The organism is Pseudomonas sp. AC532 (assembly GCF_979258965.1).
Genome location: NZ_OZ409888.1, coordinates 3496970 through 3509614, shown reverse-complemented (window position 1 = coordinate 3509614; position 12645 = coordinate 3496970). Strand labels below are relative to the sequence as shown.

Below are 12645 nucleotides of genomic sequence, written 5' to 3'. Positions count from 1 at the left end.
CGCGTAACCCACCGAGCGATATCCGTGGCGGTGCAGATCGCGGGTTATCACAGATTGCAGCGGCATCACTGCCCCTGCAGCACCTCATTGAGAATCCGGATGCCCGGTTCGATCAGTGGCACGTCGAGGGCATGGAAGCCCATGCGGAAATAACGCTGCGGCGGGTCTTCATTGAAGAAGAACTGTGCGCCCGGCTCGATCAACACACTCTGCTGCGCCGCCGCCCAGGCCAGGCGCTGGCTGTCGACACTGGCCGGCGCCGTGAGCCAGAAGGCGCCAGCACCGGCGCTGCTGATATGGCGACACCCCTGCAGCACGCCATCCAGCGCACCCTCCAGCGCTTCACGGCGGCGCCAGTGCTCTTCACGAAAACGCCGCAAGTGCGCATCGTAGTGCCCCTGAGCGAGGAATTCGGCGAGCATGCGCTGGTTGTTGAGCGGCGGGTGGCGGTACATCAGGCGGCGCAGGGCCCGTAGTTCCTCGATCAATTCGGCATCGGCGACCAGATACCCCAGGCGCAACCCCGGCGAAAACGCCTTGGAGAGGCTGCTCATGTACACCACACGCCCGCTGCTGTCGCTGGCCTTGAGGGCCGGTTGCGCATGGTTGTCGAAGTTCAGCTCGGCGTCGTAGTCATCCTCGATGACGACCTGGTCGTGCTGGCGAATCTGTTTGAGTAACTGGCTGCGGCGGGCCGCGCTCATGCTCACCCCGGTCGGCACCTGATGGCCAGGCGTGACGTACAGGTACTCGCAGCTGTTGAGGCGCTCATCGACGCACATGCCCTGTTCGTCGACATCCTGCAGGTGAATCGCGGCGCCCTGCAGATCGAAGACGTTCCAGGCATCGCCGAACCCTGGATTCTCCAGGGCCACGCGCGTGCCCTTGCTCATCAGCAGCGTCGCCAACAGATACAGGGCATTCTGCGAGCCGAGGGTGATCAGGATTTCATCGGCGCCCGCCCAGATGCCCCGCTTGGGCAGCACGCGGGTGCGTAACTGCTCGATCAGCATGGCGTCATCCTGGTCGTGGCTGTCACCCAGCCATTGCGGGTTGCGCTGGCTACGCATGCTGTTGCGCGACACTTCGCGCCAGCGCTCCAGGGGAAACAGGTCGTCGATCGGCTGGCCGTAGATGAAGGGGTAGGTGAACCGCTGCCAGTTACTGGGGCGCAGCACGCCGTGCCTCAAACTCGGCTGGATCTTGAAGCGGCCGCTCCATGCTGGTGCGCCAGTGGCCTGCGGATTGGCATCGCTATGGGCCGGCGCCAGGCGTGCCAGGGCGCGCTCACGCTGACCGCCACAGTAATCAGGGTGCAGGTAATAGCCACTGCGCGGCCGGCTGATCAGGTAGCCGTTGTCGAGCAGGCTCTCGTAGACCAGGGCCACGGTATTGCGCGATATCGACAACTGCTGCGACAGACGCCGGCAGGAAGGCAGCGCCTCGTCCTGCGGGAAACCACCGGCCAGGATGGCCGATACCAGCGACTCGCGCAGCTGCTCTTGCAACCCGCGCTGATGGTCGAAATTCAGGTGGAAGAAGTGGTCGATCATGGTCACTCCCGCTCCATGTGCAGTGGTTCTGCATAGCAATTACTGCGCCATGGCCCTCCCCTTGGGCTGGCCAGGCGAATGCCGCGAACTGCACCTATGGTCCCGGGCACAGCGCTCTCTATGGTGAAAAACAGCCACCTGGCACGCCCATCGCAAGCCAATCGTCCTGTCGACTCCGGAGCTCTGACCATGACCCCAACAGGCATCGCAACTGCAACGCCCATGAACGGATTCGCCCAGCTGCGCAAAGCGGCTCTTGCCGGCCTGGCCGGCTGCCTGCTGGCCGCGGCCACGAGTGCCCAGGCGGATATCGCCGAGGTGAAGGAGCGCGGCTACCTGAGCGTCGCCACCGAGGACGACTACGCGCCCTTCAACTACATCGTCGATGGCAAGCCTGAAGGCTTTCACAAGGAGTTGCTGGAGGACCTCAAGGCCTACGCCAAGGACAAGGGCTTCGATGTACGCCAGGAAATCCTGCCGTGGACGGGGCTGCTCGCCTCGGTGTCTTCCGGGCAGTACGACATGGCCTTCACCGGCGCCCTGGTCACCGACGACCGCCTGAGGGTGTTCAACTTCGCGCCGCCTTTCGCTTCGGCCCAGCACTTCTACGTCAAGCGTGCTGGCGATGACAGCCTCAGCGATATCGCCAGCCTGTGCGGCAAGACCGCTGGCCTGCAGGCCGGCAGTGCCCTGCTCGCGCGCCTGCCGGAACTCAAGAAAATGATGGCCGATGCCGGCTGCGAGATTGGCAACGTGGTCGAGTACCAGTCCTACCCGGAGGCTTACGCGGATCTCGCCAACGGCCGCCTGGACTACGTGATCAACGCGCTGATCTCGGTCAACGACCTGGTCAAGACCCGTGGCGATACCTTCGCCAAGGGCATCGCGGTCTCCGGTGACGGTTTCGCGGCCTGGCCGATCCCGAAGAAGAGCCCGGAACTGCTCGAGCTGATCACCGGTTTCATGAACCAGATCCGCGACAACGGTCGGCTGGCCGCGCTACAGACCAAATGGTTCGGCGAGGCCTTCCCGTCGATGCCCAAAGAGCCGATTACGGCTGTCGATCAGTTCCACGAACTGGCCGGGATGAAGTGATCTTCCACTGACGCCACACCCGAGCGGGTGCAGGGTTTGCCAGCCTTGTGCCTGCCTCGCCCGTTTTTCCATTGCCCATCCAAGGATCCACCATGAACGGACAAGCCTGGCTACTGCTGCTCGAGGGCGCTTGGACGACCCTGTGGATATCCGGCATCGCCATTGCCATCGGTGTGTTCTGCGGGCTCGGCGTCGCCCTGTTGCGCATGGCGCGCATCCCCTTTCTGGAACAGTTCCTGATTCTCTACACCAGCCTGGCACGCGCCACGCCGCTGGTGACCCTGGTGCTGTTCATCTTTCTCTCGGCGCCGATGTTCGGCATCAACCTCGACCGCAACACCGCCGCCATCCTCGCCCTGACGCTCAACACCACGGCCTTCAACGCGGAAATCTGGCGCGCCGCATTCATCAGCTTTTCCCGCGAGCAGAAGGAAGCCGCCCTGGCCTGCGGCATGACCCAGGGCGTGTTCTTTCGCCGCATCATGCTGCCGCAGATGCTGATCAGCAGCCTGCCCGGCCTGGTCAATGAAATGTCCTTCCTGATCAAGGGCAGCCCGGCCATCGCCATCATCGGCATCGTCGACCTGACCCGGGTGACCAACCGGATCGCGGCAGTTACCTACGACCCGCTCCCACCGATTCTCGCTGCCGCGCTGCTGTACATGCTGATCATCGGCGTGCTGCTCAAGCTGCAAGCGATTGCAGAAAAGAAAGCCAACCGACTGGCCATGTAAGGAATTTAGGCATGACCGAATGGAGCATTATCTGGGACGCCCGCGATGCGTTCTTCAACGGCTTCCTCACCACCCTGGCGCTGTTCGGGCTGTCCATCGTCTGCGCCTTCGTGCTCGGCTGCGCGATGCTTTACAGCCTGGAAGAACGCACGCCGCTGTCGATCGTGGTGCGCTGGCTGGTCAACGGCATGCGCATGCTGCCGTTCCTGATCCTTGCCTACCTGCTGTACTACGGCCTGCCGCGCCTGGGGTTGCGCCTGGACGCCTGGACGGCCGGGCTGGTCGCGCTGATCGTCTATCACGGCGCCTACTTCACCGAGATTCTGCGCGGCAGCCGCCTGGTGCTGCCGGCGGGCTATGTCGAAGCGGCCAAGGCACACGGCTTCACGCCGTTGCGGCTGTTCATGCGCATCATCCTGCCGCAGCTGGTAATCAAGACCCGGCCGCTGCTGGGCAATCAACTGATCATCGCCCTCAAGGACACCGCCTTTCTAACCATCATCACGGTGCGGGAGCTGACCGCCGCGGCCAACTCGGTGCAGGCCACCTACTTCATTCCCACCGAAGCCTTCGTGGTGGTCATCGTTCTGTACTGGCTCATCAGCATCTGCCTGGAACTGGCGCTCAAATGGGCGGCGCGCTTCGGAGCGAAACGAGGATTCGAACATGGCTGACATCCCGGCAGTACGCATTCAGAACCTGTCCAAGAGCTTCTCCGACATCGAGGTGCTGCGCGACATCGAACTGACCGTGAACAAGGGCGAGGTGGTCAGCGTGCTGGGCTCCTCCGGTTCGGGCAAGTCGACCATGCTGCGCTGCATCAACTGGCTGGAGGAACCGGACCGTGGCAGCATCCATATTGCCGGGCAACGCATCGGGATCAACGAAGAAGCCGGCCGCAAGATGACCAACCGCGAGCTGGCGGCGATCCGCGCCAAGACCGGCATGGTGTTCCAGGGATTCAACCTGTGGCCCCATCTCAGCGTGCTGCAGAACGTCATGGAGGCGCCGGTGCAGGTCAAGGGCATGCCGAAGGAGCAAGCCCGGGCGATCGCCATCGAACTGCTGGAAAAAGTCGGCATGGGCGAGAAGCAGGACAGTTATCCTTACACCCTCTCCGGCGGCCAGAAGCAGCGCGTGGCGATAGCCCGTGTGCTGGCGATGAGCCCGGAGGTGATCCTGTTCGACGAGCCGACTTCGGCACTCGACCCGGAGCGCGTCGGCGAAGTGCTGACCGTGATGAAGAACCTATCCGCCGAGGGCTACACCATGATCGTGGTCACCCATGAAATGGAATTCGCCCGCGCGGTGTCGGATCAGGTGGTGTTCCTGGAAAAAGGTAAGATCATCGAAAAGTCCGCCCCGGAAAAATTCTTCAGCAACCCGGAGACCGAGCGGGTACGCAAGTTCCTCGAACTCTCCGCCTGACGGATAGGCCAGCCACCCGCTGGCTGCCATTGAACCCCTGACAAGAGGCAGAACATGACCAAGGTAGTCTTCATCACCGGTGCCACCTCCGGTTTCGGCCGCGCCACCGCCCGCCGCTTCGCCGAAGCAGGCTGGGGCCTGGTGCTCAGCGGCCGTCGCCAGGAACGCCTGGACGAACTCAAGGCCGAGCTGCAAGGCAAGGTACCGGTGCACATCGCCACTCTCGACGTGCGTGACGCCACTGCCGTGCAGGCACTGGTCGATTCGCTGCCCGCACCGTTCGACAAGATTCGCGCGCTGATCAACAACGCTGGCCTGGCGCTGGCCCCTGAGGCTGCGCAGAAGGTGGCCCTGCAAGACTGGCACACGATGATCGACACCAACATCACCGGCCTGGTCAACGTCACCCACGCGGTGCTGCCCAAACTGCTGGAAACCGGCAAGGGCGCCAGCATCGTCAACATCGGCTCGGTGGCCGGCGAATGGCCGTACCCGGGTGGGCACGTGTATGGCGCCAGCAAGGCCTTCGTCAAACAGTTCAGCTTCAACCTGCGTTGCGACCTGGTGTCCACTGGCGTGCGGGTCACCGACATCGCCCCGGGCATGGCGGAAACCGAGTTCACCCTGGTGCGCACCAAGGGCAACCAGGCGGCCTCCGACGCGCTGTACAGCACCACCACGCCGCTGAGCGCGGAAGATATCGCCGAGCAGATTTTCTACGTCGCCACCCTGCCCGACCATATCAACATCAACCGTCTGGAAATCATGCCCAGCCGCCAGGCCTGGGGCCCGTTCGCGGTTGACCGCGACAAGTAACGACCACGCCGGGCGCGCCCTGCGCCCGGCTTCCAGCAGTCATGGCTTGGCCAGGCTGCTCCACAGCGAAACCCCTGATAAAAGCACCAGCAGCCCGCCGACCAGGCGGTGTAGCGAGCATGGCTGCCAGCGTGGCTGCAACCATTGTCCAGCAGGTTACCGGCCAGTGCAGGCCCCAGCAGCCCTGCGGCCAGTTGCAGATGAAGCGTACCAACCAGACCGACCAGCAGCATGCCCAGCAGGGCCACGCCACTGCTGGTTGCAAAGAACAGGATCGCCGTGGCGCGCAAGGCCAGTGGCGACAAGCCACAACGCAGCAGGTAGAGCATCAACGGCGGCCCGCCGGCGGAGGCAAGCGTGGTGGCCAGGCCTGCACCGAGGCCAACCCATAACGCGGGCCTCACAGGTACGCCACGCGCCGCAGACGTGCCTTGCGGCAGCACCAGCGTCAGCACGCCGCCCACCAGGCACAGCAGTGCAATCAACGGCCCCAGCCAACCGCCAGGCAACCAGGAAAAAGCCAGCACGCCCAGTGGCACGGCCACCACCATGCCAGCTATCAGGCGCGCCGCCAGAGCGCCATGTCCATCGCGCAGCGCACGCCGCCACAGGCTTGCGCTGCATAGCAGATCAAGCAGCAACACCACTGGAATCACCTCGGCAGGCGGCCGCACGGCGAGCAGGCCAAGGGCGAGGATCATGGCGAAACCGAAGCCGCTGTAACCTCGAATCAAACCGGCGAATGCGGCCAGAAGCATCAGCATGTCGGTTACCCGGAAAGGAAACCGCCACTCTATTGAGCGGCAACCGAGCCGGGCAGAGCCAGATCTCACTGGTGAGCAAGCCAGCATATGGCTGCAGGCGCGGCGATTGCGCTAGAGTAGTGCGGTTGCGAATACTGAACCGCCAGCCCTCTGGAAATGCCATGACGCCAACAATCCGTGATGCCACCGCCGAGGATCTGCCCGCCCTCCTGGCCATCTACAACGACGCCGTGCTCAACACCACGGCGATCTGGAATGAGCGTCCCGTGGACCTAGCCAACCGCCGGGCGTGGCTCGAGGCCCGGGCTACGCAGGGCTATCCCATCCTGGTCGCGGTCAGCGACACGCAGGAGGTGCTGGGTTACGCCTCCTTTGGTGACTGGCGGCCCTTCGAGGGCTTCTGCAATACGGTCGAACACTCCGTCTATGTGCGCAACGACACCCGCGGCCAGGGCCTCGGCCCGCTGTTGATGCGGGAACTGATCGAGCGCGCACGGCAGGTCGGCAAGCATGTCATGGTCGCCGCCATCGAAAGCGGCAATATGGCGTCGATTCGCCTGCACGAGCGCCAGGGCTTCAGCATCACCGGCGAGATGCCCCAGGTCGGCTGCAAGTTCGGGCAATGGCTGGACCTGACCTTCATGCAGTTGATCCTGACGCCACAGCGCAGTAAGCCATGAGTCTGCAGATCCGCCGACTCGACACGGTCGACTTCGAAGCCTGTCGCCAAGGCTTGATTGCCTTGCTGATCGACTCGGTGGCCAATGGGGCATCCGTCGGGTTTCTAGCCGAGATCGACCGGCAACAAGCGGATGCCTACTTCGACGAGGTGCACCGCGCGCTGGCCAGCGGAGCGCTGGCGATCTGGGTCGCGCAGGAGGATGAAAACCTGCTGGGCTCGGTGCAGCTCAGCCTGTGCCTGAAGCCCAATGGCTTGAATCGCGGCGAAGTACAGAAGTTGCTGGTGCTGAGCCATGCCCGGCGCCGAGGCATCGCGCGCCTGCTGATGGAGCAGCTCGAAGCCCATGCACGGTACCTGCGTCGCGGCCTGCTTTACCTGGACACCGAGGCCGGCAGCGCTGCCGAGGGTCTGTACCGCAACCTCGGCTATACCTGCATCGGCGGCTTGCCCGACTACGCCTGCGGGCCAGACGGCCAATACCGCGCCAACGCCATCTACTACAAGACCCTGCCACAACCTGCCTGATTAGCGCAGTTGACTGTCCTTGCTGCCGCGCCGGTTGAAACCACCGGCCTTGGCCTGCTCATGGTCTTCCTGCGCCTGGCAGCTCACGCACAGTCGCACGCCGGGGACGGCCTGGCGCCGCGCCTCGGGAATCGGCGTATCGCATTCTTCGCAGTGGGTCAGGCTCTCGCCCTTGGGCAATTGACTGCGTGCACGCTGCACGGCGTCTTCAATGGTGCTGTCGATCTGTTCCTGCACGGCGCCGTCTTGCGCCCAACCGGTGGCCATATCGTTCTCCCAAGTGAGCGGGCTATTGAAAACCGATGCAATGCCGAGGGCAGCTCCGCAGAAAGGCGGAAAAGCGCGACTTATGAGCGGCAAAGGGCGTTTTTCTCGGGGCTCGTATTCGAGCCTGTTCAACGCAGCCAGTTTTCAACGGCCTGATAGTGGTGCTGATTTGAAGATAGGAGCGCGAGGGCTGGCTTGGCAAGCAGCAGCCGACGACGGACGAATCGGCACGCGTTGCGCGGCCGCTGTCCGGCGTGGCGGGTGGGGCGGGTTATTCCTTGACGTTCATGAACTCCTCTGCCCAGGCCACGTAGTCCTCGGGCTGGGTGTATTTCTGCGACAGCTCCGATGCGCTGAGGTCGCTGGCAATCGCGCTGCGCTGTTCACGCAGGCAATCGTAGGTGGCCTTGATCGCCGCGAAATAGGCGGCATGGCCATTGACCACGATGCGCACACCCAGCTTGGCCAGGCGCACGTTATCGCGCAGCTTGGGATTGCCGTAGGTCACCAGCATCAAGGGTACGCTGAGGTGCTCGGCGATCTTCTCCAGGTGCTCGAAGTCCTCGACGCCGACCATGCAGATGCCATCTGCACCGGCCTTCTGGTAGGCCACGGTGCGCTTGATCACCTCATCAACGCTGAGCACCCCGGCGTTGGTACGGGCAATGATCGCCAGCGCCGGATCGACCCGCGCCTCAAGGGCCGCGCGCACCTTGCCAACGCCTTCGGCGACGCTGATCAAGTCGGTCGACTTGCGGTTGAATTGGGCCGGTAGCAGGGTGTCTTCGATGGTCAGCGCGGAAATACCGGCGCGCTCCAGCTCGACCACGGTGCGCATCACGTTCAGGGCATTGCCATAGCCATGGTCGGCATCGGCAATTACCGGCAGGTTGGAAACCCGGCCGATACGGGTGGCCTGCTCGACGAATTCGCTGAGGGTGATCAGCGCAAAATCAGGCGCGGCAAGTACCTGCAGGGAGGCCACAGAGCCACCCAGGATCCCGACCTCGAAGCCCAGGTCACCGGCGATTCGCGCGGACATGGGGTCGAAGACCGAGGCAGTGTGGTAGCAGGAGCCCGAGGCCAGCAGGGCGCGGAAAGCGCGCCGCAGGTCATGGTGAGAAGCACGGTGCATGTTCGACATAAGGCATTGTCCAAAACGTCAGATGAATCGGGTGCCCAGCGGTCTTGTGCCGACCGCATTGAGCGAATCTCGTGTCCTGCCGCTACCAGGCCGTAACGCGCGGCGCCGGCATCGGCTGCCTGCCCGTGCTGCGGGTGCGCAGCCGCTGCCCATCGGCGGATCATGGCATCGAGCAGCAATTATCTCGCCAACTCAACGGGGCGCAGCGGGCAGCTCTACGTCGGGGAGCCACTGGCGGAAAATCGCCGAAAAACTGCCGTCGCGGCGCATTTCCGCCAACTCCTTCTGCCAGGCCGCAACCAGCGCGGGGTCTGTGTCCAGGGAAAAAGCGATGTAATACGAAGACTGCATGAACACCATCTGCGGCTGCACGTCGGCTGGCGTGAGCCCGGCTGGCGCGAGCATGTCGCGTAGCAGGATGTCTTCGAGCAGGATCAGGCTGACGCGCCCATGGGCAAATATGGTCACCATGGTTTCGGGCGTCGGCACCCCGTACAGGTTCTGCAGGCCCTGGTTCTTCAACACTTCGTAGCTGTACCACTGTTTGGGTACCGCCAGCGGGCCGCTGGCCGCAACGTCTTCCAGGCTGTCGACCTGCAGCTTTCTTGCCTTCAGGGAGTAGAAACGCACCTTGCCATGCAGAAGCGGCCCGACCCACTGGAAGCGCGACTCCCGCTCGGGCGTGCGCATCATGGCGAACAGCGCGACGTCAGGCTGGCGCTGGGCAATGGTGTAGGCACGGGTCCAGGGCATCATCTCGATCTGCGCATCCGCGCCCGTGCGGGTGATCAGCTCACGCACCACGTCGACACCGAAACCGTGCAGTTCTCCATCCTGCATGAACGCGGTCGGCGGCCCAGGTTCGGTGAGGATGCGCAGTCCGGCGTCCGCCCGCGCGCAGCTCAGCAACGCGAGAAGCAGCACACCGCTGTGACGCAACAGGCCCATTGGCCATCCCCATGAACAGGTGAAACGAAAACCTGAGCCGTGCTCCGGCAGGCCCGTCATTGACGCAAACCTGGCGTCAATGAACGTCAATTTTACCGCAGTGCCGGGGTAATTTCAGCAAGCACGGCGCCAGCGCTGCGAAAAACCGGCAAAAGGCCATCCATTGCCTCAGGCTCGCTCGGAACAACTTTGTGGCGATTGCTGCGACAATCGGGCTGGCGCCTGAGCGCCAGGCAGGCGATCATCGGCGCTCGTCCCCCCATGCTGAATGACATGACCGACACCACGCAGACGCCTCCCGCAACACACAAACCGCGCCCCCTCATCGACCTGCTGATCAGCATCGTGATCCCGTCGCTGATCCTCATGAAGCTCAGCGGTGAAGCGCGCCTGGGCCCGGACGGTGCGCTGGTGCTGGCCCTTGCCTTCCCGCTGGGCTGGGGCGCGTTCGAACTGCTCAAATACCGCAAATTCAACTTTGTCGCCCTGCTCGGCCTGGTCAGCGTGATGCTGACCGGCGGCATCGGTCTGCTGCACCTGGACAACCAGTGGCTGGCGATCAAGGAAGCGGCCATTCCCGGCCTGATCGGCATTGCCGTACTGGTGTCGACGCGCACCCGCTACCCGCTGATCCGTACGTTGCTGTTCAACAAGACCGTGCTCAACGTCGACAAGATTCATGATCGCCTGGAACAGGGTGGGCACACCGCGCGCTTCGAGTCGCGCCTGATGCTCGCCACCTACTGGCTCAGCGGTACCTTCTTTTTTTCCTCGGCGATGAACTACATCCTCGCCAAGTGGATCGTCACCAGCCCGGCGGGCAGCGAAGCCTTCAACGATGAACTGGGCCGCATGACGCTGCTCAGCTACCCGATGATCGCCATTCCCTCGATGATCATGTTGATGGCCATCTTCTATTACCTGTGGCGCACCATCCATGGTCTTACCGGCCTCAAGCTGGAAGAGATCATGGCCAATGCCGAGCCGGGCAAGAAGCCCTGACGCCGCCCGGCCTTGCCTGACCTCTACGCCTATCTCGGACTGTTCGCCGCCGCGTTCGGCGCGGCGACCTTGCTGCCGCTCCAGTCCGAGGCGCTGCTGGTTGCGCTGCTGCTCGGCACCGACCAGCCGGTCCTGGCCCTGCTGTTGGTAGCCAGTACCGGCAACGTGCTTGGTTCGCTGGTCAATTGGTGGCTTGGCCGCTATCTGCAACGCTTCCGCGAACGCCGCTGGTTTCCGGTCAGCGAGCAACGCCTGCAGCAGGCACAGGGCTGGTATGCCCACTACGGCCGCTGGACGCTGCTGCTCAGCTGGCTGCCTGTGATCGGTGACCCGCTGACGCTGGTAGCGGGTATCATGCGCGAACCACTGTGGCGATTCGTGCTGATCGTCACGCTGGCCAAAACGGCTCGTTACAGCGTGCTGGCCGCGCTGACATTGGGCCTGAGCACCTGACAGGACACAATCGGTAACGGGCTGCAAAACGGTGCCAGTTGAGCAACCGGCCCGCCTCCGGGATACTGCGCAGCCCGTATTGCTACATCCCGGTGACGCGAGCCCCCGGGAGATGATATGAACGATGGGTGCCACAGCCCATCGAATACAAAAGTCGACTGTCCGAAGAGACGAGAAACAGGGGATCGCAGTTGCAAGGTACCAAACCCGCGATGAAACGCAGTGACCTGATCTGGACGGTGATCGGGTTGTGTGCCGTGGTGGCGTCCTGTTTCCTGCTCTATCGCGAAGTGCGCAACATCTCCCTCGACGAGATCGCCGAAAGCCTCAAGGCCATTCCGCACCTCAACTGGCTGCTCGCCGGTGCCGCGACCTTCGGAGCCTACTGCGCCCTGGCGTGGTATGACCGCATCGCCATTGCCCACCTGGGCAAGAAGATTTCCTGGCGCTTCATCACCCTGTGCTCCTTCACCACCTACGCGCTGGCCCACAACATCGGTGCGTCGGTGTTTTCCGGTGCGGTGGTGCGCTACCGCGCCTACCGTACCAAGGGGCTGACGCCTCATGAAATCGGTATTCTGATCGTTTTCTGCTCCTTCACCTTCGCCCTCGGCACCCTGCTGGCCAGCGGCTGTGTGCTGGTGTTCCAGCCGGAGCTGATTCACCGCGTGCTGGACGTGACCCCACTGGTCTCCATCGCCATCGGCTCCTTCCTGTTGCTGCTGGTCGGCCTTTACGTGCTGGGTTCATGGCTGCAGTTCAAACCCTGGAACTTCGGCAAGCTGCACGTCGAGTACCCACGCCTGCGCATCGTCGCACGCCAGCTACTGGCCGGCCCGCTGGAGCTGGCCTGTGCGGCAGCGATCATCTACTTCGCCCTGCCGGAGGCCTACAACCCCGGCTATCCGGTGGTGCTGGGGGTTTTTCTGGCGTCCTTCTCGCTGGCGCTGCTGTCTCACGCGCCGGGTGGCCTGGGCGTGCTCGAAGTCAGCTTTCTCGCCGCGCTGCCGGAAATTCCCGCCTCGGACGTGCTCGCCGCACTGATCGTATTCCGGGTCTTCTACCTGCTCCTGCCCTTCGCCCTGTCGCTGATCGTGGTGCTTGGCTTCGAATGGGGCCAATGGCGCCTCAAACGCACCGAAGGACACAATCCTCCCCTGCCGTGACGGTCATCTGACGAATCGGTCTGCACTGCCCCTCCATTTCGCCTAGAATGCGCGGCCGTTTTTCAGGA

Annotated in this window: 15 protein-coding genes; 10 read left to right on the top strand and 5 right to left on the bottom strand. The window is 63.4% G+C overall.

Annotated features, from left to right (window positions below; all coding sequences use genetic code 11):
* Positions 1-65 precede the first annotated feature (65 nt).
* The gene (gene pdxR / locus ACZ0AV_RS16430; RefSeq protein WP_499153382.1) at positions 66-1553 is read right to left on the bottom strand and encodes a MocR-like pyridoxine biosynthesis transcription factor PdxR; all 1488 of its coding nucleotides are present in this window, start codon (positions 1551-1553) and stop codon (positions 66-68) included.
* A gap of 189 nt (positions 1554-1742) precedes the next feature.
* On the opposite strand from pdxR, the gene ACZ0AV_RS16425 reads away from it, so the two are divergent.
* The 5 genes from ACZ0AV_RS16425 to ACZ0AV_RS16405 all read left to right on the top strand — a co-directional run bounded on the left by ACZ0AV_RS16425 (position 1743) and on the right by ACZ0AV_RS16405 (position 5626).
* On the top strand, positions 1743-2648 hold the full coding sequence (locus ACZ0AV_RS16425; RefSeq protein WP_499152009.1) for a transporter substrate-binding domain-containing protein: 906 nt from the start codon (positions 1743-1745) through the stop codon (positions 2646-2648).
* 92 nt (positions 2649-2740) lie between these two features.
* Entirely contained in the window at positions 2741-3382 is a 642-nt protein-coding gene (locus tag ACZ0AV_RS16420; RefSeq protein WP_499152008.1) for an amino acid ABC transporter permease, read from the top strand.
* 11 nt (positions 3383-3393) lie between these two features.
* Positions 3394-4056 carry an amino acid ABC transporter permease gene (locus ACZ0AV_RS16415; protein WP_499152007.1) on the top strand — a complete coding sequence of 221 codons (663 nt, stop codon included), beginning with the start codon at positions 3394-3396 and terminating at the stop codon, positions 4054-4056.
* Positions 4049-4810: an amino acid ABC transporter ATP-binding protein gene (locus ACZ0AV_RS16410; RefSeq protein ID WP_070880826.1), complete on the top strand. Its 762-nt coding sequence runs from the start codon at positions 4049-4051 to the stop codon at positions 4808-4810. The genes ACZ0AV_RS16415 and ACZ0AV_RS16410 overlap by 8 nt, the downstream gene beginning before the upstream one ends.
* Before the next feature lie 54 nt (positions 4811-4864).
* On the top strand, positions 4865-5626 hold the full coding sequence (locus tag ACZ0AV_RS16405; protein ID WP_499152006.1) for an SDR family NAD(P)-dependent oxidoreductase: 762 nt from the start codon (positions 4865-4867) through the stop codon (positions 5624-5626).
* On the opposite strand, the gene ACZ0AV_RS16400 is transcribed toward ACZ0AV_RS16405, so the two are convergent.
* The gene (locus ACZ0AV_RS16400) at positions 5527-6390 is read right to left on the bottom strand and encodes a sulfite exporter TauE/SafE family protein (RefSeq protein ID WP_499152005.1); all 864 of its coding nucleotides are present in this window, start codon (positions 6388-6390) and stop codon (positions 5527-5529) included. The two genes, ACZ0AV_RS16405 and ACZ0AV_RS16400, sit on opposite strands and share 100 nt — an antisense overlap.
* A gap of 161 nt (positions 6391-6551) precedes the next feature.
* Here ACZ0AV_RS16400 and ACZ0AV_RS16395 point away from each other — a divergent pair, with 161 nt between their 5' ends.
* Complete coding sequence (locus ACZ0AV_RS16395) at positions 6552-7070, top strand: GNAT family N-acetyltransferase (protein ID WP_499152004.1); 519 nt, start codon at positions 6552-6554, stop codon at positions 7068-7070.
* A complete protein-coding gene (locus ACZ0AV_RS16390; RefSeq protein WP_499152003.1) occupies positions 7067-7597 on the top strand; it encodes a GNAT family N-acetyltransferase in 531 nt (176 codons plus the stop codon). The genes ACZ0AV_RS16395 and ACZ0AV_RS16390 overlap by 4 nt, the downstream gene beginning before the upstream one ends.
* Here the strand turns inward: ACZ0AV_RS16390 and ACZ0AV_RS16385 are convergent, their stop codons facing one another.
* The 3 genes from ACZ0AV_RS16385 to ACZ0AV_RS16375 all read right to left on the bottom strand — a co-directional run bounded on the left by ACZ0AV_RS16385 (position 7598) and on the right by ACZ0AV_RS16375 (position 9956).
* Entirely contained in the window at positions 7598-7864 is a 267-nt protein-coding gene (locus ACZ0AV_RS16385; protein ID WP_499152002.1) for a DksA/TraR family C4-type zinc finger protein, read from the bottom strand. It abuts the gene before it with no gap.
* A 271-nt stretch (positions 7865-8135) separates the two neighbouring features.
* Positions 8136-8999 carry an isocitrate lyase/PEP mutase family protein gene (locus ACZ0AV_RS16380; RefSeq protein WP_499153381.1) on the bottom strand — a complete coding sequence of 288 codons (864 nt, stop codon included), beginning with the start codon at positions 8997-8999 and terminating at the stop codon, positions 8136-8138.
* 201 nt (positions 9000-9200) lie between these two features.
* Positions 9201-9956 (bottom strand): substrate-binding periplasmic protein, encoded by a 756-nt coding sequence (locus ACZ0AV_RS16375; protein ID WP_499152001.1) that lies wholly within the window; start codon positions 9954-9956, stop codon positions 9201-9203.
* A gap of 273 nt (positions 9957-10229) precedes the next feature.
* On the opposite strand from ACZ0AV_RS16375, the gene ACZ0AV_RS16370 reads away from it, so the two are divergent.
* The 3 genes from ACZ0AV_RS16370 (at position 10230) to ACZ0AV_RS16360 (ending at position 12577) form a co-directional block, all read left to right on the top strand.
* Complete coding sequence (locus tag ACZ0AV_RS16370; RefSeq protein ID WP_499152000.1) at positions 10230-10958, top strand: VC0807 family protein; 729 nt, start codon at positions 10230-10232, stop codon at positions 10956-10958.
* 12 nt (positions 10959-10970) lie between these two features.
* Positions 10971-11411 (top strand): YqaA family protein, encoded by a 441-nt coding sequence (locus ACZ0AV_RS16365; protein ID WP_499151999.1) that lies wholly within the window; start codon positions 10971-10973, stop codon positions 11409-11411.
* Between the two features lie 212 nt (positions 11412-11623).
* The gene (locus ACZ0AV_RS16360; RefSeq protein WP_499151998.1) at positions 11624-12577 is read left to right on the top strand and encodes a lysylphosphatidylglycerol synthase transmembrane domain-containing protein; all 954 of its coding nucleotides are present in this window, start codon (positions 11624-11626) and stop codon (positions 12575-12577) included.
* Positions 12578-12645: the final 68 nt, after the last annotated feature.

Coding starts and splice junctions, on each gene's coding strand:
- ACZ0AV_RS16385 (WP_499152002.1), bottom strand. CDS start 7,864: ATGGCCACCGGTTGGGCGCAAGACGGCGCCGTGCAGGAACAGATCGAC.
- ACZ0AV_RS16400 (WP_499152005.1), bottom strand. CDS start 6,390: ATGCTGATGCTTCTGGCCGCATTCGCCGGTTTGATTCGAGGTTACAGC.
- ACZ0AV_RS16420 (WP_499152008.1), top strand. CDS start 2,741: ATGAACGGACAAGCCTGGCTACTGCTGCTCGAGGGCGCTTGGACGACC.
- ACZ0AV_RS16405 (WP_499152006.1), top strand. CDS start 4,865: ATGACCAAGGTAGTCTTCATCACCGGTGCCACCTCCGGTTTCGGCCGC.
- ACZ0AV_RS16410 (WP_070880826.1), top strand. CDS start 4,049: ATGGCTGACATCCCGGCAGTACGCATTCAGAACCTGTCCAAGAGCTTC.
- ACZ0AV_RS16360 (WP_499151998.1), top strand. CDS start 11,624: ATGAAACGCAGTGACCTGATCTGGACGGTGATCGGGTTGTGTGCCGTG.
- ACZ0AV_RS16370 (WP_499152000.1), top strand. CDS start 10,230: ATGACCGACACCACGCAGACGCCTCCCGCAACACACAAACCGCGCCCC.
- ACZ0AV_RS16380 (WP_499153381.1), bottom strand. CDS start 8,999: ATGCACCGTGCTTCTCACCATGACCTGCGGCGCGCTTTCCGCGCCCTG.
- ACZ0AV_RS16425 (WP_499152009.1), top strand. CDS start 1,743: ATGACCCCAACAGGCATCGCAACTGCAACGCCCATGAACGGATTCGCC.
- ACZ0AV_RS16395 (WP_499152004.1), top strand. CDS start 6,552: ATGACGCCAACAATCCGTGATGCCACCGCCGAGGATCTGCCCGCCCTC.
- pdxR (WP_499153382.1), bottom strand. CDS start 1,553: ATGATCGACCACTTCTTCCACCTGAATTTCGACCATCAGCGCGGGTTG.
- ACZ0AV_RS16415 (WP_499152007.1), top strand. CDS start 3,394: ATGACCGAATGGAGCATTATCTGGGACGCCCGCGATGCGTTCTTCAAC.
- ACZ0AV_RS16390 (WP_499152003.1), top strand. CDS start 7,067: ATGAGTCTGCAGATCCGCCGACTCGACACGGTCGACTTCGAAGCCTGT.
- ACZ0AV_RS16375 (WP_499152001.1), bottom strand. CDS start 9,956: ATGGGCCTGTTGCGTCACAGCGGTGTGCTGCTTCTCGCGTTGCTGAGC.